The organism is Rhodococcus sp. ARC_M12 (genome assembly GCF_022810385.1).
Classification (GTDB): domain Bacteria; phylum Actinomycetota; class Actinomycetes; order Mycobacteriales; family Mycobacteriaceae; genus Rhodococcoides; species Rhodococcoides navarretei.
On sequence record NZ_JALGQI010000003.1, the window covers coordinates 91,525 to 116,426 of the forward strand.

Sequence of the window (24,902 nt, forward strand, 5' to 3'; positions counted from 1 at the left end):
AAAACCTCTCTCAGCCTCGGGGAATGGCGAAGTATTTGTACTCCAGAAACTCGTCTATTCCGACTTTTCCGCCCTCGCGGCCGAGTCCGGACTGTTTGACGCCACCGAACGGCGCAGCCGGATTCGAGACCAACCCGGTGTTGAGACCGACCATGCCCACCTCCAGGCGCTCCCCCATCCGTAGAGCCCGGTCGATGTCCTGGGTGAACACATACCCGACGAGTCCCCACTCGGTGTCGTTCGCCAGGGCGATCACCTCGTCCTCGGTGTCGAACGGGACGATTGCGGCCACCGGTCCGAAGATCTCCTGCGACATCAGATCCGACGCCGCATCGACGTCGGTGAGGACGGTCGGCGGATAGAAGTAGCCGGGTCCGTCCGGAGCCGCTCCCCCGACGACGGCACGCGCGCCACGCCCGAGGGCGTCGTCGACGAGTGTCTGAACCTTGGTGCGGCCCGCGTCGTCGATCAGCGGACCCACCTCGGTACCGTGCGCACTACCGGCCCCCACCGTCAGCGCACCCATGCGCTCGGCGAGCTGCTCCGCGAACTGCGCTGTGACACTGCGGTGTACGAAGAACCGGTTGGCCGCGGTGCATGCCTCCCCCATGTTGCGCATCTTGGCGACCATGGCACCGTCGACAGCGCGTCCGACGTCCGCGTCGTCCATGACGATGAAGGGTGCGTTGCCGCCGAGTTCCATCGACGTGCGCATCACCGTCGACGCAGCTTGCTCGAGCAGGATCTTGCCCACGGCAGTCGATCCGGTGAAGCTGATCTTGCGGGCCGCACCGCCCCTCATCCACGAGCCCACCACGCCCGACGCGTCGGTGGTGGTCACAACGTTGACCACTCCTGTCGGAACACCCGCATCCTCGAGTATCCGGGCGAGCGCCAGCGCTGTCAGCGGCGTTTGTTCGGCGGGTTTGAACACGACGGTGCAGCCGGCCGCCAAGGCCGGGCCGATCTTGCGAGTTCCCATGGCCAGGGGGAAATTCCACGGAGTGACGAGGATGCACGGCCCCACCGGTGCGCGGGTGACCACGATGCGGTTCTTGCCATCACCGGTGAGGGTGTGATCGCCCGAGATGCGCACCGCTTCCTCGGAGAACCAGCGGAAGAACTCTGCACCGTACGCCACCTCACCGCGAGCGTCGGCCAGCGGCTTACCCATTTCTGCCGTGATGATGGCGGCGAGCTCCTCTTGCCGCGCCATGATCAATTCGTATGCGGTACGGAGGATTTCGCTACGTGCCCGCGGCGGCGTCGCGGCCCAGTCGGAGGCTGCGGCGACCGCCGCAGCCATGGCCTTCTCGGCATCGTCGATGCCGCCGTCGGCGACGCTGGCGATGACCTCACCACTGGCGGGGTCGATCACGTCGAACCGGGCATCCGATGCTGCGGCCGTCCACTCGCCGCCGATGAACAGTTCGGTCGGAGCAGAGATGGTGGGGCGAGTGAGGCTGGAGGTCGAACTGGCGGTCATGGCCGCGGTCCTTTCGTCGAACGTGGGTCGAGTATCTGCGCCAGGTGTACGGACGCATCGCTCGTCGGATCACCGGTGAGTTGACGCACCTGCATGTGGCAGCTGAATCCGTCGGTCAGAATCGGCGAGTCCGGCTCGGCATCGCGCAGTGCAGGCGCGAGGGCCTGTTCGGCAACCTCCATGCTGAGCTCGTAGTGACGCTTCTCGAAGCCGAAATTGCCTGCCACGCCGCAGCATCCGGTGGCTTCCCGTACCGCCTCGATACCGACGGCCGCCAACGCCGTGCGCTGGGTGGCGTTGCCGAACACCGCGTATTCGTGGCAGTGCGTCTGCACGGTGACCGAGGCGGGAACCTCACCCGACGGCGCCCACCCGGTCTCGGCCTGATCGATCACCGCTCCCGCGAAACTCTGCACCCGCGCCGCGACCCGTCTCGCGGCCGCAGTGGGAACCAGCTCCGGCATGTCCTTGCGGAACGCCGCCGCACAGCTCGGTTCGGTGACGACGATGGGTCGGTCGGTGCCGTCGTCTAGAGCGGCAACGGCTTTCGTGAGGTGCTTGCGGGCGGCCTTGAGCTGACCCGTCGAAATCCAGGTCAGCCCGCAGCACACGTCGGTCCGGCAGTCGGTGCTGCGACCCGAATCCTCGAGCACGCGCTGCGCCGCGCCCGCGACCTCGGGTCGAAAACCCTGGGTGAACGTGTCGACGATCAGCACGACATCGGCGTCGCGGCCACCTCCTACACGGACTTCGCGAGCCAGTTCCTTCACCGATGCGAATCGGGGCAGCGGCCGCTCGGTGGTGAGCCCACCGAGTCGAGCGGCCAACGCTGCGATGCGCGGGGTGAGCAGACGATTGAGCAGGGGTGCCGTTCGCTGCGTCACCTTGAGCCAGCGAGGCAACCAGCCCAGCGAATAGTGCGAGAGTGGTCGCACCCGACCCGCGTAGTGATGATCGAGAAACTCCGATTTGTACGTCGCCATGTCGACTCCGACCGGGCAGTCCGAGGAACAGGCCTTGCAGGACAGGCACAGGTCGAGCGATTCGGCCACGTCTTTCGAGGCCCACCCGTCGGCGACGGTCGGCGAGCTGCGCACCATCTCCTGCAGTACCCGGGCGCGGCCACGGGTGGAATCCTTTTCGTCGCCCGTCGCGCGGAAGCTCGGGCACATGACGCCTCCGGAGGTGGTGCGGCACTTACCGACACCGACACACGATTGGGTGGCGTGAACGAAAGGATCCAGATCCTCTCGCGTTCCGATCTGGTGCAGATCGAAGGTCGTCTTCCATTCCCGCTTCGGGATGCCCTGCAACATGAGGTTGTCCATCATCGGTTCGGGGTCGGTGATCGACCCCGGGTTGAGAATCCCGCGTGGATCCCAGATGCGCTTGAACCGCGCGAACGCGTCGAGCATGCGGGGTGAGTACATCACCGGCAACAGCTCCGAGCGGGCCCGGCCGTCACCGTGCTCACCGGACAGACTGCCGCCGTGCTTGACCACCACCCGCGCGGCGGCGCGCAGGAAGTCGTACATCACTCGACGCCCGGCATCGGTGCGCTGATCGAACGTGATGCGCACGTGCATGCACCCCGCACCGAAGTGCCCGTACATCACGCCCGTCAGATCATGCTCGGCCAGAAGCGAATTGAGATCGGCGAGATAAGCGGACAGGTTCTCGGGTGCGACGGCCGCGTCCTCCCAGCCACCCCAGGACTCGACCCCACTGGACAGGCGGGTCGCCAAACCGGCGCCGTCCTCGCGTACCCGCCACAGCGCTGTTCGATCGGCCGGGTCGGCGACGATGCGGCCTTCCTTGACGCGGCCGAGGCGGCCGAGCGCCTCGAGCAGACGAGCGGCCTTGTCCTCCACCTCGGCGGTGTCGGCTCCGTCGAGATCGACGTAGAGCCAGGCGTTTCCCGCCGGCAGACCGCGGATGGAATCCGGTCCGCGCCGGTACTCCATCGTCTGCGCGATGTTGTCGTCGATACCCTCCACCGCGGCAGGCGAGAACTCGAGAATGGCCGTCACGTCGGCTGCAGCAGCCACCACATCGTCGTATCCGAGGCAAAGCAACAACGCGGCCGAAGGAACGGGTACGACGGCGACGGTGACCGAGACGATCACCGCGCACGTGCCCTCGCTGCCGACGAGCGCACGGGCGACGTCGAATCCGTTCTCGGGCAGTAGATGCGACAGATGAAATCCGGAGACCTGTCGCGGTATGCGGCCCAACTCCACCCTGAAGAGAGCGAGGTTGTCCGCCGCCAGCGAGTGCAGCTCGCGCGAAATACGTTCGGCCGCATCGGTTGCTGCCGAATGCTCCGAATTCACTGCCTCCACACCGCTACGGGTCACGCGAAGAAGATGCCCGTCGGCGGTGACCACGTCCAAGGCCACCGTGTGGTCGGCCGTCCGGCCGTATCGCACCGAGTGATTGCCGCACGCGTCGTTACCGACAGCCCCGCCTACTGTCGCGCGTGTCTTGCTGGACGGGTCGGGGGCGAACGTGAACGACCCCGACGTACGCGCCACCAGCTCCCGCTGCAACTCCGAGATCACGATTCCCGGTTCCACCACCGCTGTCCGCGAGTCGGTGTCCACCGAGATCACGCGATTCATGTGGCGGGAGAAGTCGAGCACGATTCCGCGGCCTATCGCGTTGCCTGCCATGGACGTTCCGCCGCCGCGACCGATGACCGGCACTCCCGCGGCCTCGCACAGAACCACTACGGCAGCAACGTCGTCGGCGCTGCGCGGGAAGACGACGGCCGCAGGCGGAATTCGGTAGTTCGACGCGTCGTAGGAGTACTCGGCGAGCCGCCGCGACGAGTCGTCGATCTCGATGCCCAATTCCAGCACGCGCTGCACGAGTGCCGGAACTGGAGACCGAACGGAAGCAGCCGTCACAGCACGTTCTTCAGCGTGCGCGACAACGCGTCGAGGCCCTGCCGCATCTCGTCGTCGTTCACGATCAGCGCCGGGATGATCCGGACCACATTGCCGAGCGCACCACAGGTGAGCAACAACAGCCCCTCGTCGATCGCACCCTGTTGTACGCGCAGGGCGGCCGCAGCGTCCGGATTTCCTGCGCCGTCGACGAATTCGAGTGCCTGCATCAAGCCGAGTCCACGTGCATCGCCGATGGCAGCGTGCTCCGACTTGAGTGCGAGCAGGCCGTCGAGCAGAACGTCGCCCTGCGCTGCCGCGTTCGCGACCAGTCCCTCCTCGCGCACGACATCGAGCGTCGCGACACCCGCCGCAGCGGCGACGGCGTTGCCGCCGTAGGTTCCGCCCTGCGATCCGGGCCACGCCTTGCCCATCAACTCGGTCGATGCCGCGATAGCGGAGATGGGGAAGCCGCTGGCCAGGCCTTTTGCGGTGATGACGATGTCGGGTGTGATCGTCGAATGCTGGTGCCCCCAGAACTTGCCGGTGCGGCCGACTCCTGCTTGCACCTCGTCGACGATGAGGACGATGCCATGGGTGTCCGCGCGTTCGCGGAGTCCCTCGAGAAACTCGGGAGGCGTGGGCAGGTAGCCGCCGTCGCCGAGTACCGGTTCGATGATGAACGCAGCGGTATCGGCGGGACTGGACATCGTCATGAGCAGGTAGTCGAGTTCCTTCAGCGCGAACGCAACTGCGGTGTCCATGTCCCAGCCGTACCGGAAGGCGTACGGGAACGGCGCGATGTGCACGCCGCCCATGATCGGCGAGAATCCGGAACGGAACTTGGTGCCCGCGGTGGTCAGCGACGCCGCCGCCACCGTGCGTCCGTGGAATCCCCCGTGGAACGCAATGATGTTGGGCCGTCCGGTCGCCATGCGCGCCAACCGAATCGATGCCTCGACGGCCTCTGAGCCGGAGTTCGCATAGAAGACACTGTCCAGCCCGGCGGGCAACACCTCGCCCAGCTTGTCGGTCAACGCGAGCAGTGGTTGGTGCATGACGGTCGTGTATTGCGCGTGGATGATCTTGCCCACCTGCTCTCGGGCAGCCTCGACCACGCGCGGGTGGCAGTGACCGGTACTGGTGACGCCGATCCCGGTGGTGAAGTCGAGGTACTTGCGCCCGTCCGTACCGATGATCCAGCTGCCCTTTCCGTGATCGACGACGATCGGAGTCGCCTGCTTGAGTGCCGGGCTGAGGTGGGTGCGAGTCGACGCTGTCATGTCTGCCATCGTCACCGAACAGATTCGGATTGTCAACAATCTGCAATTGGCAGCTGTGGATCGGAGCAACCAGCGGAGCGCTACAGTTCGGCGATGCCCGCCTCGAACCCCCGCATCGTCGTGCTCGGCAGCGTCAACATGGATCTGATCACCCGGACGCCGTCCCTGCCCGATCCCGGCGAAACCGTGCTCGGAACATCGTTCACCACGTCACCCGGCGGCAAAGGCTCCAACCAGGCCATCGCCGCCGCGAAGGCAGGCGTTCCGGTGACGTTCATCGGAGCGGTCGGGGACGACGAATTCGGAGCGACACTGCGACACACCCTCTCGAGCGCGGGCGTCGACGACCGCGCACTACGTACGGCAGCGGGTTCGAGCGGCATCGCCGCCATCACCGTCGACGATCGGGCCGAGAACAGCATCGTCGTCGTTCCCGGGGCCAACCAACACGTGCGCGACCTCACCGAAGACGACCTCGCAGTCATCGCCGAGGCCGATATCCTCCTGTGTCAGTTGGAGATTCCCCTGGACACCGTGGTCGCCGCATTCGAGTACGCACGCTCTCGCGGCGTGGTGACGATGCTGAACCCGTCGCCGGTGCGGGATCTGCCCGACGCACTGGTGGCAGCCACCGAGGTACTGGTGGTCAACGAAGCCGAGGAAGCTCGTCTCGGACACCGGGTGAACGAGGTGCCCCACGTGATCACCACACTCGGTGCACGGGGCGCCCGATACCGCGGCACGGAATCGTTCGAGGTCTCCGCGCCACGCGTCGACGCCGTCGACACCACCGGTGCCGGCGACGCATTCGCCGGAGCCCTGGCCGCGTCCTGGTTCAGCGGACCGCGCGCATCGGTCGAATGGGCCTGCGCCGCGGGCTCTTTCGCTGCGACCAGACCGGGCGCGAGCGCATCCTCGGGCACTCGTGACGAGATCGACGCAGTGCGGGACGCGGCCACCCGACGATAGGCCCGAACGTCGACGAACCCCGACTGCCGAGACGGACGCGCCTACCGTGATGGCCTCGGAATCGAGGTGCAGGGTGCACGGGTCCCGTGTCGGCCGGCATCGATTCGGAATCCGGATCGACTCTCGCTGATTCGCTCGAGCTGCAGAGTACGACCGTTTCCCACCGGCCCGCGTTCCATGTCGGACGCTTACTGCACGATGGAGCCCATGACAACGACCACGGAGCCTACGACCGGGAACTTGCGCGAGAGCGCCGAGGAGTTGCTGCGCGAACTCGCCGGCCCCGACGCTGTGCTGCGGGAAGACCAGTGGACGGCCATCGAGGCTCTCGTCGTGCACCGGCGGCGAGCGCTGGTGGTGCAGCGGACCGGTTGGGGCAAATCGGCTGTCTACTTCATCGCGGCGAAGCTGTTGCGCGCACAGGGCTTGGGGCCGACGGTGATCGTGTCCCCACTGTTGGCGTTGATGCGCAACCAGGTTGCGTCCGCCGAGCGGGCAGGCGTCCGGGCGGCCACCATCAACTCCGGCAACATGACCGAATGGGACGACATCCATCAGCAGGTCGCGTCGGGCGACCTCGATGTCCTGTTGGTCAGTCCCGAACGACTGAACAATCCGGATTTTCGCGATCAAGTGCTGCCGTCCCTTGCCGGGGATGCGGGCCTCGTCGTGGTGGACGAAGCACATTGCGTCTCGGACTGGGGCCACGACTTCCGGCCCGACTATCGACGCATACGAACACTGATCGCCGAGTTGCGTGAGGGTATCCCCGTGCTCGCGACCACTGCGACGGCAAACGACCGCGTGGTGAACGACGTCGCCGCACAATTGGGCGTCGGCGGCGGCGACACGCTGGTCCTGCGCGGCGGGCTCGCACGAGACTCTCTGCGCATGGCTGTGGTGAAGATCGACAACGCCACCGAACGGGCGGCGTGGCTCGGCGACCACCTGAAGACGCTGCCGGGGTCGGGCATCATCTACACACTGACGGTATCGGCAGCCAAGGACCTCGCAGCGCTGCTGACCGATCAAGGCCACGTCGTGGCGTCGTACACCGGTCAAACGGACCCGACCGAACGCGAGTCGCTGGAGGGCGACCTGCTCGCCAACCGAGTCAAGGCCCTGGTCGCCACCTCCGCACTGGGCATGGGCTTCGACAAGCCCGATCTCGGATTCGTGGTGCACATGGGAGCACCATCGTCTCCGATTTCGTACTACCAGCAGGTCGGCCGTGCCGGGCGCGCGACGGAACGCGCCGACGTAGTGCTGCTTCCCGGCCACGAGGACAGGCAGATCTGGAGTTACTTCGCCTCCGTCGCATTCCCTCGCGAACATCTGGTGCGGCAGGTCATCGATGCTTTGAACACCGACAAGGCCCAGTCGACCCAGGCGCTGGAACCTCTCGTCGAGCTGGGTCGCAGCAGGCTCGAGATGGTGCTGAAGGTTCTCGACGTCGACGGCGCTGTCAGACGCGTTCGTGGCGGTTGGATGGCGACCGGGGAGCAGTGGACGTACGACGCGGCCCGGTACGAGCGTCTCGAAGAGGCCAGAGACCGCGAACAGCAGGCAATGATCGACTACCAGGGCACCGACGGCTGCCGGATGGAGTTCTTGCGGAGGCAACTCGACGACCCGGATCTGGGCGCACCCGGCAGCGAGTCCGACCGGTGCGGACGGTGCGACAACTGCACGGGTGAGCATTTGTCCGCATCGGTGGATGCGGCCTCGGTCGACTCGGCGAGGGCACGACTGGATCGGCCCGGCATCGACCTGCAGCCCAGAAAGCAGTGGCCCAGCGGGATGAAGAAGCTCGGCGTCTCGCTCTCGGGCAAGATCACCGACCCTCACGAACCCGGGCGCGTGCTGGGCCGACTCACCGACCTGGGTTGGGGCAGCCGGCTGCGCGCCCTGCTCGACGCTCCCGATGCTCCGGCCACCGAGGCATTGGAGAAGGCGTGCATCACTGTGCTCGCCAACTGGGATTGGAAGCAGCGGCCCACTGCCGTTCTGGCTCTCGACTCCCCTACTCATCCGCTCCTGGTGCGGTCGATCGCCGCGCGTTTGGCATCCGTCGGCAAATTGCAGGATCTCGGGGTGATGCAGGTCAGGGCGGGTCATCCGCCGGTCTCGGCTGCGAATTCGGCGTTTCGCGTCGCCGGGCTGGTGGACTCGTGGGACGTTCCGGACGTATCGTCCGTGACAGGGCCGATTCTGTTGATAGATCTGGTCACCGATACGGGATGGACGTTCACGTGCGCCAACTCGGCTCTGCGATCTGCCGGTGCACAGGCGGTGCTGCCGTTCGCTCTGGCATCACCGAAATAGGGTCTCGCGGGAAGCACGTGGTTTGAATTTCGTGAATGCGGGTACAGCCAGCCGGGCAACAACAATGTGACCATCATCACATTCGGCGGTTAACCTGGGGATGCATGTCCGATTCGGAGGTCGATTTCCGAGCACGCTCGATATGCCACGACGACCTTGTTACGTTTGTATTTCCCATGAAGCCCGCATTGCTGAGAAGTACCCCAGTCACTGCGCCGGACGCAGTGAAGTTTCGTAAGCCACAGATCTCCGACGGAGTCCGGCTTTGGGAGATCGCAAGAGATTCGCGAGTTCTGGACCTCAACTCCAGCTACTCGTACGTGTTGTGGTGCCGCGATTTCGCGGCCACCACCGTAGTATCCGACATCGACGGCCGCGCAGTCGGTTTCGTCACCGGATACGTCCGCCAGGACGCCCCCCGCACGCTGTTCGTGTGGCAGGTCGCCGTGGATGCGGACCAGCGTGGCAAGGGACTTGCCGGTCGCATGCTGATGGAGCTGCTCGACCGCCTCGAGCCACAGGGCATCACGCATCTGGAGACGACGATCAGCCCGGACAACGAAGCGTCCATCGCAACCTTCACGAGCCTCGCTCGCAAGCGAGGCACCGACATCGTCAGGTCGGATTTGTTCGCGCCCAACGATTTCCCTGATAGCCACGAAGCCGAGGAGCTCTACACAGTAGGCCCCGACGCGTCGCGGAATTACGAGAGGAACAAGCAGAACATGACCGAAAAGAACACCGTGACAACAGAGAAGCCCGATGTATTCGAGACCGTCGAGTCCGGCGTACGCAGCTACAGCCGCCAGTGGCCCGCCGTGTTCTCCACCGCGAAGAACTCGGTGATCACCGACGAGGACGGCAACGACTACCTCGACTTCTTCGGTGGCGCAGGCGCACTCAACTACGGCCACAACAACGACATGATCAAGAGCGCGTTGGTGGACTACATCACCAGCGACGGCATCACGCACGGTCTCGACATGTCGACCGTTGCCAAGCGTGAGTTCCTCGAGTCGTTCAAGAAGAACATCCTCGACCCCCGCGGCTTGGACTACAAGGTTCAGTTCCCGGGACCGACGGGCACCAACACCGTCGAGGCGGCACTGAAGTTGGCCCGCAAGGTCACCGGCCGCGAGGCAATCATCAACTTCACCAATGCATTCCACGGCATGACACTCGGCGCGCTGTCGGTCACCGGCAACTCGATGAAGCGAGCTGGCGCCGGAATCCCGTTGGTGCACACCACCCCGATGCCGTACGACAACTACTTCGGCGGCGTCACCGAGGATTTCCAGTGGTTCGAGCGAGTTCTCGACGACTCCGGCAGCGGCTTCAACCGCCCGGCTGCAGTGATCGTGGAGACCATCCAGGGCGAGGGCGGCATCAACGTCGCGCGTCCCGAGTGGCTGCGCGCGCTGGCCGAGCTCTGCTCGCGACGCGAGATCCTGCTGATCGTCGACGACGTCCAGATGGGCTGCGGCCGTACCGGGCAGTTCTTCTCGTTCGAGGAAGCCGGCATCACCCCGGACATCGTCACGCTGTCCAAGTCCATCGGCGGCTACGGCATGCCGTTGGCGCTGACTCTGTTCAAGCCCGAGCTCGACGTCTGGTCGCCCGGTGAGCACAACGGAACTTTCCGCGGGTTCAATCCGTCGTTCGTCACGGCCAAGGCAGCTATCGACCACTACTGGTCCGACGATGCCTTCGAGAAGGAAATTCTCACCAAGGGCGAGCACATCCAGGATCGATTCATCAAGCTCTGCGCCAAGTTCGACGGCATCTCGACCCGCGGTCGCGGCATGGTCCAGGCCCTGGTGTTCGACGACGCCGAGATGGCAGGCAAGGTGTCTCAGCTGTGCTACGACGAGCGACTGCTCGTCGAGACTGCAGGACCGAAGGACGAGGTCGTCAAGCTGCTCCCACCGTTGACCACGACGATGGACGAGCTCGACCGCGGTCTGGATGTCATCGAGAGCGCCGTCACCAAGGTGCTTTCCTGACGGCCCGTCCGCACCAACCGACATCGAAGGAGGACATCGTATGATCGTTCGCACCACACAGGAGATCACCGGTACCGATCGCGACATCGAGAGCGAAGACGGTAACTGGCGCAGCAAGAGAATCATTCTCGGCGGCGACAAGGTCGGCTTCTCGTTCCACGAGACGACGATCCAGGCCGGCACGGTGAACAACTTCCACTACGCCAACCACGTCGAGGCCGTCTGGCTGATCGAAGGCGAAGGAACGCTCACCGACCGCGAGACCGGCGAGACCTACGAGCTCGGTGCGGGATCGATGTACCTGCTCAACGGACACGAACGCCACACCGTCGAGCCGCGTACCAAAATGCGCATGCTCTGCGTGTTCAACCCTCCCGTCGTCGGCAACGAGACACACGACGAGAATGGCGTGTACCCCCTCGTAGAGGTACCCGCGTAACAGTCGCACTTCCCTCACGGCCCGTACCGATGCTTCCGCGTCGGTGCGGGCCGTGAGTCGTCGATACGGTGCTCGTTCCGTGTTCGATCGCTATCCTGGACGAAGTGAATACATCCACTGTGTCCGCGGCACTGTACGAGCAACTGACGTCTGTGCTCGACGGCAGAACGGTCACCGTCATCAGCGGTGCGGGGATGTCCACCGATTCGGGGATCCCCGATTACCGCGGGCCACAATCACCACCGCGGAACCCGATGACGTTCCAACAGTTCGTCGGTGACGCCGAATTTCGTCGGCACTACTGGGCCAGAAACCACGTCGGCTGGCGACACATGGACGCAGCGGTGCCCAACGACGGCCACCGGGCACTCGCCCGACTCGAACGGGCAGGCGTCGTCACCGGCATCATCACCCAGAACGTCGACATGCTGCACACCAAGGCGGGCAGCCGGAACGTCATCGACCTGCACGGCGTCTACGCCCGAGTTCGCTGCCTGAACTGCGAGCGATTGATCTCGCGCTTCGAGCTCGCCCGACGGCTCGACAGCGTCAACCCCGGTTTCCTCGAGTCGGTCGCACCGGCGGAGGGCGTCGAGATCGCACCCGACGCCGACGCGATCATCTCGTCGACCGCGCATTTCCGGATGGTCGACTGCGAACACTGTTCGGGCATGCTGAAACCCGACATCGTCTACTTCGGTGAGAGCGTTCCCAAGCCGCGTGTCGCCGAGGCCTACGATCTCGTCGACCGTAGCGACGCGCTGCTGGTGCTCGGATCCTCGCTGACCGTGATGTCGGGCCTACGGTTCGTCAGGCACGCGTCCAAGACTTCCAAGCCCATCGTCATCGTCAATCGCGGTACCACCCGCGGTGACGAATTCGCTTCTCTCACAATGCATGCCGGCTGCTCGGAGGTGGCAACCGCTCTGGCCGACGACGTCGATCAGGCAGGAACCAGATCGTCCGCGTGAACCACCGGGCGCTGTAGCTCCGCGGCCAACTCCCCCGTCGACCGCCCGAGCATCCCGGCCAGCTCACCCGAGTCGTACGCGACAACCCCGCGGGCCACCAGCGCGCCGACGTGGTCGACGAGCGAGACGACGTCGCCACCGTGGAAGGACCCCGTCACCGACGTGATACCAGCGGACAACAACGACCGGCGCCGCTCCACCACCGCACGCACGGCCCCCGCGTCGAGGTGCAGCTCCCCCGCAGCGTCGGCAGCGTGACGAACCCAGAACCTGCGAGCCGACAATCGCGTCGGGCGCGCGGCGAAAGCAGTGCCCACCTCGGAGGTCGTCAGTGCGTGTTCGGCGTCGGATGCCGCAGCCAGCAGCACAGGAACACCGGCATCGGCCGCGAGACGTGCAGCGGACAGCTTGGAGGCCATTCCGCCGGTGCCGAGCGCTCCCCCGGATCCCGCGACGACGCCGTCGAGATCCTCGGGGCTGGTCACCTCCGGGATCAGTGTCGCCTTGCCCTTGCGGGGATCACCGTCGTACAGCCCGTCCACGTCCGAGAGCAGGAACAGTGCGTCCGCGCCGACGAGGTGGGCGACCAGAGCAGCCAGGCGATCGTTGTCGCCGAACCGGATCTCCGCGGTGGCGACGGTGTCGTTCTCGTTGACGATGGCGACCGCACCGAGCGAGCGCAAACGGTCCAACGTGCGTTGGGCGTTGCGATGGTTGGTTCGGCGTGCGATGTCCTCGGCGGTCAGCAGTACCTGCCCCACAGTGCGCCCGTACCGGTCGAACGACGAACTCCACGCATGAACGAGGGCGAGTTGACCGACGCTCGCGGCGGCCTGCTTGGTCGCCAGGTCTCGTGGGCGCTTGGTCAGGCCGAGCGGCGCCATTCCGGCACCGATCGCACCGGAGGACACGACCACCACGTCGGTTCCGCTGCGCATCCGAGTCTCGATGGCGTCGGCGAGCAGCTCTAGTCGACCCAGATCCAGACCGGTGTCGAGGCTGGTGAGCGCCGAGGATCCGATCTTGACCACGATGCGCTTGGCATCGGCGATCGTACGACGGGTATCGGTGAGAGCCTTTGCGGGCGAATCGGATTCACGCACCGACACCTCGTCTACTCCTGTTCGGAATCGAGCCCGCGACGTACCTGGCGGGCATGCTTGCGTTCGGATGCGCCGATGCGCTCGACCTGATCGAGTCGAGCATCGGTGCCACGTCCTGTCATCGTGATCTCGACACCGGCCGGAGTCTGCGGCTCCCAATCGAACGACACGTCGCCGATGGTGACCGAAGCACCGGGCTGAGCGCCGGCCTTGATGAGTGCGTCCTCGACACCGAGCCGCGCGAGACGGTCGGCGAGGTAGCCCACGGCCTCGTCGTTGGTGAACTGCGTCTGGCGTACCCACCGCTCCGGTCGGGTACCGCGAACGATGAAGCCGTCCGGGATATCCGGATCCTTCACGACCTTGAAGCTGTCGTCGTTCTTGGCAACCGGACGCAGCACCTGACGCCGCGGCTCGGGGGCCGGATGCGCTGTGCGGTAGTCCTCCACGAGCTTCGCCAGTGCGAACGTCAGGGGCTTGAGACCGGCGCGCGTCACCGCGGAGATGGTGAACACGGGCCAGCCACGGGACTCGAATTCGGCGGTCACCATCTCGGCCAGCTCGGCACCCTCGGGAATGTCGGCCTTGTTCAACACCACGATGCGGGGGCGGTCGGCAAGATCGCCGAGGCTGGCATCACCGGACAGCGCCGGCTTGTATGCGGCCAGTTCTGCTTCCAGGGCGTCGACGTCGGAGATCGGATCGCGGCCGGGATCCAGTGTGGCGCAGTCGACGACGTGCGCGAGAACGGCACATCGTTCGAGGTGACGCAGGAAGTCGAGGCCCAGACCTCGGCCCTGACTCGCTCCGGGGATCAACCCGGGAACGTCGGCGACGGTGAAGGTGGTGTCGCCGCTCGAGACCACTCCGAGGTTGGGCACCAGTGTGGTGAAGGGGTAATCGGCGATCTTCGGCTTCGCTGCGGACAGCACCGAGACCAGCGACGACTTACCGGCCGACGGAAAACCGACGAGGCCCACATCGGCGACGGATTTGAGTTCGAGGACGAGTTCGCGTTCGATGCCCTCTTCGCCGAGCAGCGCGAATCCGGGCGCACGCCGAGCCTTCGATGCGAGAGCTGCGTTGCCGAGGCCACCGCGGCCGCCTGGAGCGGCGTCGAAACGTGTTCCCTCACCGATCATGTCGGCGAGCACGTTGCCCTTCTTGTCGAGCACGACGGTGCCGTCGGGGACCTTGAGGATCAGGTCCTCGCCGTTGGCACCCTCCCGGTTGCCACCCATGCCCTGAGTTCCGTTGCCCGCCTTGGCGTGGCTGGAGAAGTGGAAGTCGAGCAGAGTGTGGACGTTGCTGTCGACGACGAAGACGACTCCGCCGCCCTGGCCGCCGTTACCACCGTCCGGGCCACCGAGAGGCTTGAACTTTTCGCGGTGAACCGAAGAGCAGCCGTTGCCACCTTTGCCGGCGCTGACGTGCAGCACCACGCGGTCGATGAATCGTGACATAGCTGTCTTCGATCCTTTCTGGAGAAAAAGCGGGAGAAAAACGCGATAGGGGCGGACCGGTCTCGTGACCCTGGTCCGCCCCTATCGGGAGCTGTGAACGTACGCAGTCGATGGTGGGCTCGAGCAGATATCTGCCGTACCGACCATCGTGAGCGCGAGCTGCAGAAGGACTAGGCCTCTACAGCGACCGGAACGATGTTCACGGTCTTGCGTCCGCGCTTGGCACCGAATTCGACTGCGCCCGGGGCCAGTGCGAACAGGGTGTCGTCGCCGCCACGGCCGACGTTGACGCCGGGGTGGAAGTGCGTGCCACGCTGACGAACCAGGATCTCGCCTGCGCCTACGGTCTGGCCGCCGAAACGCTTGACGCCGAGGCGCTGAGCATTCGAGTCGCGACCGTTACGGGAGCTCGATGCGCCCTTCTTGTGTGCCATGTTGCATACCCTCCTCGGGGTGAATCAGCTTGAGAGAACGCGGGTCCGGTGAGACCTGGTTACTTGATTCCGGTGACCTTGAGGACAGTGAGCTTCTGCCTGTGTCCCTGACGCTTGTGGTATCCGGTCTTGTTCTTGAACTTGTGGATGCGGATCTTCGGGCCCTTGGTGTGCTCGACGATCTCACCGGCGACGGAGATCTTCGCCAGCTTGTCTGCATCTGTGGTCAGGTCGGATCCGTCTACGACGAGGACCGGAGCAAGCGAGACAGCAGTGCCGGGCGCTCCCTCGATCTTCTCGACCTTGACGAGGTCACCAACAGCGACCTTGTACTGCTTTCCGCCGGTCTTGACGATCGCGTACGTTGCCATCGGAGGGCTACCCCTTGCTTCTTCGAACTTGCTCGCGTTGCGCATGGCAACACGACTGGTCTGGTAAAACGTGTTTGCTTGCTCCCTATCGGCCGGCCGGGATGTCGAACATCTCGGCCCGCTCGAGAACCGTTGTTTCCTACAGGGCCACTACGGCACAGCAGAACGGTGTCACCGGGAGCGACTTATCAAGGTTACGGCAGGGAGACGGCCAGGGTCAAACTGCCCTGTTCTGCTAGGCATCGATGTCCACTGGAGGACCTGCAGGCCGCGCTGCTGCGCGCCGTCTGCGAGGACGTGCCGCAGGCAACTCCACCGGCTCCACGGGCTGCTCGGCCGCCGCGGTGATCGGTGCTGCCGCTTCGTCGGAGGCCGCCCCCGGCTGGTCGGGTGCGGTGTCCGCCGTGTCCTCCGTGGCAGGAACCACGATGACCATGCCCGCGTCGGGGGCCGTGCCGGTCGGTGCGGCAGCCTTGCGAGCCACCCGCCGTCCCCGTCGGGCCTTCGGTGCCACCGGTTCCACGACGGACGACTCGGCAGAAGCCTCGTCGGCCTGCGTCCCACTGGCCTCGTCGGCTGCCGTGACGTTCGTCTCTGCATCCGCTACCGCGGCAGCCGCCACGTTCACGTCGTCGGCGGAGACCACGGTCACCGCCGCATCGCCGTCGGCAGCGTCGGTCGGTGCCGATGTCTCGACATCGGCGGGGCTGACGTCGGCCACCACATCGTCATGATGCGCCGCCATGGCCAGAGCCACCGGGTGCGCCCGCTTGACGGAGGGATCGACCACGGGGTGCTCGGGACCGTCCGAGGTACCGCCCTGAGAATGCGTCGCCGCCCGATCGTTGCCTTCGGGCCGATCGTTGCCGTCGGACTTGTTGTCCTTGCCGCGTCGACGCCTGCTGCTCGTTCCCGAGTTGCTCGACTCCGAACGCGACGAGTTGGAGCGACCGCCGTCGTTGTCCGGCTTGGCGTCGATGGGGAACGGATGCACCATGATGCCGCGACCCTGGCAGTGCTCACACGTGGTGGAGAACGCCTCGACAAGCCCGGTGCCGAGCTTCTTGCGGGTCATCTGTACCAGTCCGAGCGAGGTCACCTCGGAGACCTGGTGGCGTGTCCGGTCGCGTCCGAGCGACTCGGTGAGTCGCCGCAGGACCAGATCGCGGTTGGACTCGAGCACCATGTCGATGAAGTCGACCACGATCATGCCGCCGATGTCTCGCAGACGCATCTGGCGAACGACTTCCTCGGCCGCCTCGATGTTGTTGCGGGTGACGGTCTCTTCCAGGTTGCCGCCGGAGCCGGTGAACTTCCCGGTGTTGACGTCCACGACGGTCATCGCCTCGGTGCGATCGATCACCAGCGTTCCACCGGAGGGCAACCAGACCTTGCGATCGAGGGCCTTGGCCAACTGCTCGTCGATGCGGTGCGCGGCGAAGACGTCGACCGAGCTGCCGTCGGCCTCGTAGCGGTGCAGTCGCTCCATCATGTCCGGGGCGACCGTTTCGACGTACGTGGACGTCGTCGTCCAGGCCTTGTCCCCCTCGATGACGAGCTTGGAGAAATCCTCGTTGAAGAGGTCACGGATGACCTTGACGAGCATGTCGGGCTCTTCGTACAGCGTTTGCGGTTGCACGCCCTTGCCGGTTTCGGCGTTGGCCGAGCGCTCCTCGATGCTGGCCCACTGCGCCTGCAGGCGAGTGACGTCGCGAGCGAGTTCCTCCTCGCTGACGCCCTCGGCCGCGGTGCGGATGATGACGCCCGCCTCGGCAGGCACGATGTCGCGGAGAATTTCCTTGAGCCGCTTGCGCTCGGTATCGGGCAGCTTGCGGCTGATGCCGGTGGAACTGCCACCGGGGACGTAGACGAGGAAGCGGCCCGCGAGCGACAACTGCGTGGTCAGGCGCGCACCCTTGTGTCCCACCGGGTCCTTGCTGACCTGGACGAGAACTTGGTCGCCGGGCTTGAGGGCCTGCTCGATCTTGCGCGAGTTTCCGCCCAACCCTGCAGCGTCCCAGTTGACCTCGCCCGCGTACAGCACACCGTTACGGCCGCGGCCGATGTCGATGAACGCTGCTTCCATGCTGGGCAGCACGTTCTGTACGCGGCCCAGGTAGACGTTGCCGACCATCGACGCGGTGGCACTGCTGGTGACGAAGTGCTCGACGAGCACACCGTCTTCGAGCACCGCAACCTGTGTGGTCAGTGGATGGTCCGGTGTCGCCTTCTCGCGGACGACCATGACGCGGTCGACGGATTCGCGGCGAGCCAGGAACTCGGACTCGGTGAGGATCGGCGGACGACGACGGCCGGCGTCGCGCCCGTCGCGGCGGCGCTGACGCTTGGCTTCGAGACGCGTGGAGCCGGTGATTCCCTGAACCTCGTCCCGGGGTGCCCGATTCTTGTTGCGCGGCTCCCGCTCGTGCACGACCGTGTTGGGCGGATCGTCCTCGGACGACGCGCCCTCGGCAGCAGCCTCGGCTCCGGTCTTGCGACGACGACGGCGACGACGACGACGGCTGGAGCCGTCCCCGTCCGAACCGCCGTTGTCGGAGTCGTCGTAGTTGTCCTGGGCACCCGAATCGGACTCGTCGTCGCCGTCCTCGGCAGAGGAGTCAGCGGTGCGGGTGTCGTCGGACGAATCTGCCGAGTCGGAGTTCTGCCGGTCCGAGGTACGGCTGCGAGTACGTGATCGACGTGAGCGTCGTCCCGAGTTCGACTGCTGCTCGTCGCCCGCCGAGGACTCGTCCGAGTCGGCGTCCGAGCTGTCGTTCGTGTCCGCGTCGGTCGATTCCGCGTCGGCCGAGCCGGCGGTGTCCGTATCGCCGTCGTCGTCGGAGTTCTCGTCGTTCGAATTCTCGTCCGAGGACTGCTCGCCGCGACCACGACCGCGACCACGACGGCCACGCCGACGACGCCGAGGCTGAGACTGGTCGTCGTCGCCGTCACCCGAGTTCTCGGAAGCAGCCGACTCGTCGGACTCCGACGGCGCGGACTCGACGACGGGGACGGCAGCGATCTCGGACGTACCGGACTCTGCAGGCGCGGAGGTCGATTCACCGGTGTCGGTATCGGTGGTGCTGTCGGTGTTCGCGACCTCGTCCTTGGGCGCTGCCTTCCGGCTACGGCGGCGGCGAGCGGGGGGCTCGGTCGGTGACTCCGCTGCCTCGGGTGCGGGGGCGTCGGCTGCGGCGGGCTGGAGAAACAGCGGAGTGGCGAACGTGGTCGCGGTGGGCTGGTCGGTCGTTGCCGCTGGTGGAGCGGCCTCCGACTCCGGTGCGGACGCGCTGGTGAACAGCTGCGGCTCGGACCACGGGGCCTCGACCGGCGGCACCTCTGCAGCCGGTGTGGCGGTCGGCTCCGGCTGCTCGGCAGGCGACGGATCGCCCGTCGGTGCCGCGGGAGCGTTGACCGAATCGCGCACGGACTCCGCGACGTCGCGGCTCAGACTCGACTGCGCACTGCGCGCTTCGATGCCGAGTTCACCGAGGGTGACGAGCAACTGTTTGCTGGTGACGCCGAGAATTTTGGCCAGTGCATGCACGCGCAGCCTGGTCGGCAGTTCGATGGTGTCGGGTTGCGCCGACGACACCGAGTCCGTGTCCGCGGACGACACGGTGCCGTCGGGCTCCGGACCTCCTGCGTTCGCGTTCTGTACATCTTCGGGCGGGCTTTGATCGGCCACGTAGTCTCCTCGGGCCCCCGGGCGCGTCCATCCGACTTCGGGTGTGACGCGGCCACGCGAGGGCAATCCTTGTGTACTCACGTCGGGTTGGACGTCAGCTGTTCGGTCTCGCTCCGCACCCGAGTCGACGACCGTTTCGTAGTTCTCGGTGGTCGACGACAACGTGTGCAGTGCCTGGCTGGATGGTGGTGTACCGGCGATCCGAGCGCCTGATCATCAAGCAAGAACCCGAACGAGCCTGTCTCTCGTTCGAGCATCTGCGATGACGGGCAGCGGATAGACGACAGTCATCCGATCGAATCCACGACACCGGCCTAGCGAACTTCGGTGAAGCCTGGGCTTCGGGTGGAGCGTGAACTGTTACCTACTGGTGCAGTGGAGTCGATCTCCGTCGAGTATCCCACACGCTGTGGTGCGTACTCGCCACGCCGCACCGATCGGGTTCCGAGCGGGTGCGGCGTGGCTGCGCGAACGTTTGTTTCGTGTCTGAGGCGGAGCAGTCAGGCCAGGCCGGGAAACCAGAGTGCGATCTCGCGCTCGGCCGATTCCACGGAATCCGATCCGTGCACCAGGTTCTGCTGACCGTCGAGGGCGAGGTCACCGCGAATGGTTCCGGGAACCGCCTTGGCCACGGGGTCGGTGCCGCCGGCGATCTGGCGGAAGGCCGCGATGGCGCGGGGGCCTTCCAGTACTGCGGCCACCACCGGTCCGGAGGTGATGAACTCGAGGAGATCGGGGAAGAACGGCTTGCTCTCGTGCTCTGCGTAGTGAGCCGAGCCCAATTCACGGGAGACGGTCTTGAGTTCGAGTGCGACGATGCTCAGACCTTTCTTCTCCACGCGGCCGAGGATCTCTCCTACGTATCGCCGGGCAACTCCGTCGGGCTTGATCAGTACAAGGGTGCGGTCGGTCACGTCGACGACAGTAATGGAACAACACGCAGCGGCGCGCGCCGCATCTCCGAAACCGACAGGTTGTCCTGTCAGTCGCGCTGCCCCGGCAGCATTCCGCGTCGGATCCGTTCGGTGATGTCACGCCGCAGGTACAGCAGATACAGCCAGACCGCAATGAAGATCAGGCCGACGATGCCGATGGACAGATGGAACACCGTTCCGAGCAGAACGAACACCTGCAGAATCAGATTGAACTTCATCGCCCAGGGCTCACCCTGCTTGCCCGCGCCTGCGATCATCGCAACCGCGAGCAGAACGATGTAGATGGTGGAAAACCACGTTGCCCCGCCGCCCACGACGGCGACCACAGGCAGCGAGAGCAGAACCACGATGGCTTCGAGCACCAACGTTCCTGCACAGACACCGCGGAACCCCTTCCACGGATCGTTGGTCGGAGGTCTGAACTCTGTCTCGCTCACGCGGGATCCTTTCCGAACAAGGTGCGCGCTGCGCCGACGGTCACCACGGATCCGGTGACCACGACTCCGGCACCGGACACGGCCTCGCCCGGCTCGGCGACTTCCTCGGCCAACCCGATCGCCGTTTCCAGTGCATCGGGCAGCGTCGACGCCACCACGACGCGTTCGTCACCGAACTTGGCCACCGCGATGTCGGCCAACGCATCCACGTCCATCGCCCGAGCCGACCCGTTGTGGGTGACGACGATGTCGTCGAACACCGGTTCCAGTGCCTCGAGAATGGCGCCGACGTCCTTGTCGGCCATCACGCTGACGACACCGACGAGTTTACGGAAGTCGAACTCGTCGGTGAGCGCGGCCGCAAGCGCCGCTGCGCCGTGCGGGTTGTGCGCGGCATCGAGGAACACGGTGGGAGCGTTGCGGACCCGCTCAAGCCGACCGGGGTTGACGATCGTGGCGAATGCACCGCGCACGGTGTCCTGATCGAGTTGACGATCCGGCCCGGCACCGAAGAACGCCTCGACCGCCGCCAATGCGAGCGAGGCGTTGCGCGCCTGATGCTCGCCGTGCAACGGAAGGAAGACGTCGGTGTAGACCCCACCGAGCCCCTGCAGTTCCAGTTGCTGACCGCCAACGGCGATCTGCCTGCCGAGCACGGCGAATTCCGATCCGGCCCGCGCCACAGCAGCATCCGCCTGTACTGCTGCCCGCAGCAGGACCTCCGACACCTCGGGCTTCTGCTCGGCCAGAATCGCGACGGTGTCGCGTGGCACGAGCGATTCCGGTGCCTTCTTGATGATCCCGGCCTTCTCCCCGGCGATTCCGGCGAGATCGTCGCCGAGGAACTCGACGTGATCGAGGCCGATCGGGGTGATGACGGCAACCTCGCCGTCGACGACGTTGGTGGCGTCCCAACGCCCGCCGAGTCCGACCTCGATGACGGCAACCTCGACCGGGGCCTCGGCGAACGCGGCGAACGCCATGGCCGTGACCACCTCGAACTTGCTCATTCGGGGTCCGCCCGCAGCCTCGGACTGCGCATCGATCATGTCCACGAACGGTGCGATCTCGTTGTAGGTGTCGACGTAGAGCCGCGGCGAGATGGGGTGCCCGTCGATGCTGATCCGCTCGGTCGCCATCTGCAAATGTGGGCTGGTGGTGCGGCCCGTGCGGCGATGGAAAGCGGTGAGGAGTGCGTCGATCATGCGGGTCACCGAGGTCTTGCCGTTGGTGCCGGCGACATGAATCGACGGGTACGCCTTCTGCGGCGAGCCGAGCAGATCCATCAGCGCCGAGATCCGAGCCGTCGACGGCTCGATCTTCGTTTCGGGCCAACGCTTGTCGAGCTCGGCCTCCACGAGTGCGAGCTCGGCCAGGTCGACCGGACTAGGCGGCGGTAGTGGCAGGGCGGCGTCCGGTTCTGTCACTTAGGTTCCCATCGATTCGAGCCGCGCCGAGATGCGTGCGATCTCTTCGGTCGCGATCGTCCGGCGTGTTCTGATCTTGTCCACCACTGCATCCGGTGCCTTCGCGAGAAACGCTTCGTTGCCGAGCTTGCCGTTGGTCTGCGCCAGTTCTTTCTCCGCAGCGGCCAGATCCTTCACCAGTCGTGCCCGTTCGGCGACGAGGTCGACGGTGCCCGAGGTGTCGAGTTCGACGACCACGGTGGCCTTGCTCAGGCGTACCTCCACCGAGGCGGTGGCAGCGAAGTCCTCGGCGGGCTCGGTCAGTCGAGCAAGCGAGGTCACCGCTGAGATCTGCCCGTCCAGATCGGCTTCGGAGACTCCCACGATGCGGGCCGCCACCTTCTGGGAAGGCTTGAGTCCTTGATCGCTGCGGAACCGGCGAACCTCGGTGATGAGCCGCTGCATGTCCTCGATACGTTGCGCCGCAACAGGATCCGAAGACTCCGAGGCAGGGGTGGGCCACTCCGCGATCACCAGGGACTCGCCACCGGTGAGTACCTTCCACAGCGTTTCGGTGACGAACGGAATCACCGGGTGCAGCAGGCGAAGCAAGGCGTCGAGGACGTTACCGAGAACTCCGCGCGTGGTGGCGGCGACGGCGTCGTCGGCGAACTGCACCTTGGCGATCTCGAGGTACCAGTCGCAGACCTCGTCCCAGGCGAAGTGGTAGAGCGCCTCGCACGCTTTGCTGAACTCGTAACGATCGAACGCTGCGTCCACCTCTGCCCGAACCTGGTCGAGCCGGTCGAGGATCCACCGGTCGGCGTCGGTCAGCTCGACGCGCGAGGGCAGATCTGCCGGTGCCGCTCCGTTCATCAGAGCGAACTTGGTGGCGTTGAACAATTTGTTGGCGAAGTTGCGCGAGGACTGTGCGTGATCCTCGCCGACGGACATGTCGGCACCCGGATTGGCACCGCGAGCGAGCGTGAAGCGCAGCGCATCGGCACCGAACCGATCGACCCAGTCGAGAGGATCGATTCCGTTGCCCCGCGACTTCGACATCTTCTTGCCGAACTGGTCGCGAATCAGGCCGTGCAGGAACACATCCCGGAACGGAACCTGCGGCCCCTGCTTGCCTGCGGTGATCGCGTCGTCGGCTCCGACGTAGGTGCCGAACATCATCATCCGGGCGACCCAGAAGAAGAGGATGTCGTATCCGGTGACGAGAACGCCGGTGGGATAGAACTTCTCGAGATCGGCGGTGGCGTCGGGCCACCCCATCGTCGAGAAGGGCCACAGCCCGGACGAGAACCAGGTGTCCAGGACGTCGGGGTCCTGCTCCCAGCCCTCGGGTGCTGTCTCCCCCGGTCCGAGGCAGACCGTCTCGCCGTCGGGCCCGTACCAGATCGGAATCCGATGGCCCCACCACAGCTGGCGCGAGATGCACCAGTCGTGCATGTTGTCCACCCAGGCGAACCAACGCGGTTCCTGACTCTTGGGGTGAATCACGGTGTCGCCGTTGCGGACTGCGTCGCCGGCTGCCTTCGCCAGCGTGTCGACCTTGACCCACCACTGCAGCGACAGGCGCGGCTCGATCGGCTCACCGCTGCGCTCGGAATGGCCGACACTGTGCAGGTAGGGGCGCTTCTCGGCAACGACGCGGCCCTGCTCGGCCAGTGCTTCACGCACCTTCACGCGCGCCTCGAAACGGTCCATGCCGTCGAATTGCGTTCCGGTATCGGCGATCCGCCCGGCCTTGTCCATGATCGAGGGCATCGGCAACGAGTGCCGCACGCCCATCTCGAAGTCGTTGGGATCGTGAGCCGGGGTGATCTTCACTGCGCCGGTACCGAATTCGGGGTCGACGTAGTCGTCGGCGATGATCGGGATCCGTCGTCCGGTGAACGGGTGCTCGAGGGTGGTACCGACGAGTGCCTTGTACCGCTCGTCGTCGGGGTGAACGGCAACAGCGGTGTCGCCGAGCATCGTTTCGACTCGGGTGGTGGCAACGATGACGTGTGGCTCGGAATCGTCGAGCGACCCGTAGCGCAAGGACACGAGTTCGCCCTCGACGTCCTCGAACTTGACCTCGATGTCGGAGATGGCGGTCTGCAGCACCGGCGACCAGTTGACGAGTCGCTCGGCGCGGTAGATCAAACCGTCGTCGAACATCCGCTTGAACATGGTCTGTACGGCCTCGGACAAGCCGTCGTCCATGGTGAAACGCTCGCGGCTCCAGTCGACACCGTCGCCGATGCGTCGCATCTGGCCACCGATGGTGCCACCGGATTCACGCTTCCAGTCCCAGACCTTGTCGATGAACAGCTCGCGACCGAACTCTTCCTTGGTCTTGCCGTCGGCGGCGAGCTGCTTCTCCACGACGGTCTGCGTGGCGATACCGGCATGGTCCATACCCGGCAACCACAGCACCTCGTACCCGAGCATCCGCTTGCGCCGGCTCAGCGCATCCATCAACGTGTGATCGAGAGCATGGCCCATGTGCAGGCTGCCTGTGACGTTGGGCGGTGGCAGCACGATGGAGTACGGCGGCTTGCCGCTGGTGGCGTCGGCTTCGAAGTATCCGGCGTCGACCCAGGACCGGTACAGCTCCGCCTCGACCGCACTGGGATCCCAGCTCTTGGGCAGGTCGATCGAATCGGCGGGGTTCTCTGAGTGCTCTGGCGCTGAACTGGTCACCGGT

Annotated in this window: 17 protein-coding genes and 1 pseudogene; 6 read left to right on the forward strand and 12 right to left on the reverse strand. The window is 65.6% G+C overall.

Annotated features, from left to right (window positions below):
• Positions 1–10: 10 nt before the first annotated feature.
• The 3 genes from MTX35_RS05730 to MTX35_RS05740 are packed head-to-tail and all read right to left on the reverse strand — an operon-like array spanning position 11 to position 5,657.
• On the reverse strand, positions 11–1,486 hold the full coding sequence (locus MTX35_RS05730) for an NAD-dependent succinate-semialdehyde dehydrogenase (RefSeq protein ID WP_243594046.1): 1,476 nt from the start codon (positions 1,484–1,486) through the stop codon (positions 11–13).
• Positions 1,483–4,395, reverse strand: a complete 2,913-nt coding sequence (locus tag MTX35_RS05735; protein WP_243594047.1) for an FAD-binding and (Fe-S)-binding domain-containing protein — start codon at positions 4,393–4,395, stop codon at positions 1,483–1,485. The genes MTX35_RS05730 and MTX35_RS05735 overlap by 4 nt, the downstream gene beginning before the upstream one ends.
• Positions 4,392–5,657: an aspartate aminotransferase family protein gene (locus MTX35_RS05740; protein ID WP_243594048.1), complete on the reverse strand. Its 1,266-nt coding sequence runs from the start codon at positions 5,655–5,657 to the stop codon at positions 4,392–4,394. The genes MTX35_RS05735 and MTX35_RS05740 overlap by 4 nt, the downstream gene beginning before the upstream one ends.
• A 93-nt stretch (positions 5,658–5,750) precedes the next feature.
• Here MTX35_RS05740 and MTX35_RS05745 point away from each other — a divergent pair, with 93 nt between their 5' ends.
• The 6 genes and pseudogenes from MTX35_RS05745 (at position 5,751) to MTX35_RS05770 (ending at position 12,364) form a co-directional block, all read left to right on the forward strand.
• Positions 5,751–6,626: a ribokinase gene (locus MTX35_RS05745; RefSeq protein ID WP_243594049.1), complete on the forward strand. Its 876-nt coding sequence runs from the start codon at positions 5,751–5,753 to the stop codon at positions 6,624–6,626.
• Positions 6,627–6,833: 207 nt separating this feature from the next.
• Positions 6,834–8,951: an ATP-dependent DNA helicase RecQ gene (locus tag MTX35_RS05750; RefSeq protein WP_243594050.1), complete on the forward strand. Its 2,118-nt coding sequence runs from the start codon at positions 6,834–6,836 to the stop codon at positions 8,949–8,951.
• A gap of 176 nt (positions 8,952–9,127) precedes the next feature.
• Positions 9,128–9,628, forward strand: a pseudogene (gene ectA, locus MTX35_RS05755) (diaminobutyrate acetyltransferase); the annotation flags it as partial.
• A gap of 66 nt (positions 9,629–9,694) precedes the next feature.
• On the forward strand, positions 9,695–10,954 hold the full coding sequence (gene ectB, locus MTX35_RS05760) for a diaminobutyrate--2-oxoglutarate transaminase (RefSeq protein ID WP_374230248.1): 1,260 nt from the start codon (positions 9,695–9,697) through the stop codon (positions 10,952–10,954).
• A gap of 40 nt (positions 10,955–10,994) precedes the next feature.
• A complete protein-coding gene (locus tag MTX35_RS05765; RefSeq protein WP_243594051.1) occupies positions 10,995–11,393 on the forward strand; it encodes an ectoine synthase in 399 nt (132 codons plus the stop codon).
• A 104-nt stretch (positions 11,394–11,497) separates the two neighbouring features.
• Positions 11,498–12,364: a Sir2 family NAD-dependent protein deacetylase gene (locus MTX35_RS05770; RefSeq protein WP_374230244.1), complete on the forward strand. Its 867-nt coding sequence runs from the start codon at positions 11,498–11,500 to the stop codon at positions 12,362–12,364.
• On the opposite strand, the gene proB is transcribed toward MTX35_RS05770, so the two are convergent.
• From proB to MTX35_RS05815, 9 genes are all read right to left on the reverse strand, one after another.
• Positions 12,337–13,416 carry a glutamate 5-kinase gene (proB, locus tag MTX35_RS05775; protein WP_374230249.1) on the reverse strand — a complete coding sequence of 360 codons (1,080 nt, stop codon included), beginning with the start codon at positions 13,414–13,416 and terminating at the stop codon, positions 12,337–12,339. The two genes, MTX35_RS05770 and proB, sit on opposite strands and share 28 nt — an antisense overlap.
• Before the next feature lie 62 nt (positions 13,417–13,478).
• Positions 13,479–14,930, reverse strand: coding sequence for a GTPase ObgE (gene obgE / locus MTX35_RS05780; RefSeq protein WP_243594053.1), 1,452 nt, complete (start codon positions 14,928–14,930; stop codon positions 13,479–13,481).
• 170 nt (positions 14,931–15,100) lie between these two features.
• Positions 15,101–15,364: a 50S ribosomal protein L27 gene (gene rpmA / locus MTX35_RS05785; RefSeq protein WP_032379202.1), complete on the reverse strand. Its 264-nt coding sequence runs from the start codon at positions 15,362–15,364 to the stop codon at positions 15,101–15,103.
• Positions 15,365–15,423: 59 nt separating this feature from the next.
• Positions 15,424–15,735 (reverse strand): 50S ribosomal protein L21, encoded by a 312-nt coding sequence (gene rplU / locus MTX35_RS05790; RefSeq protein WP_032394581.1) that lies wholly within the window; start codon positions 15,733–15,735, stop codon positions 15,424–15,426.
• A gap of 235 nt (positions 15,736–15,970) precedes the next feature.
• Positions 15,971–19,423, reverse strand: a complete 3,453-nt coding sequence (locus tag MTX35_RS05795) for a translation initiation factor IF-2 N-terminal domain-containing protein (RefSeq protein WP_243594054.1) — start codon at positions 19,421–19,423, stop codon at positions 15,971–15,973.
• Between the two features lie 500 nt (positions 19,424–19,923).
• Positions 19,924–20,337 (reverse strand): nucleoside-diphosphate kinase, encoded by a 414-nt coding sequence (gene ndk / locus MTX35_RS05800; protein ID WP_243594055.1) that lies wholly within the window; start codon positions 20,335–20,337, stop codon positions 19,924–19,926.
• A gap of 68 nt (positions 20,338–20,405) precedes the next feature.
• Complete coding sequence (locus MTX35_RS05805; RefSeq protein WP_243594056.1) at positions 20,406–20,795, reverse strand: DUF4233 domain-containing protein; 390 nt, start codon at positions 20,793–20,795, stop codon at positions 20,406–20,408.
• The gene (locus MTX35_RS05810; RefSeq protein ID WP_243594057.1) at positions 20,792–22,222 is read right to left on the reverse strand and encodes a folylpolyglutamate synthase/dihydrofolate synthase family protein; all 1,431 of its coding nucleotides are present in this window, start codon (positions 22,220–22,222) and stop codon (positions 20,792–20,794) included. The genes MTX35_RS05805 and MTX35_RS05810 overlap by 4 nt, the downstream gene beginning before the upstream one ends.
• Entirely contained in the window at positions 22,223–24,898 is a 2,676-nt protein-coding gene (locus MTX35_RS05815; protein ID WP_243594058.1) for a valine--tRNA ligase, read from the reverse strand.
• Positions 24,899–24,902: the final 4 nt, after the last annotated feature.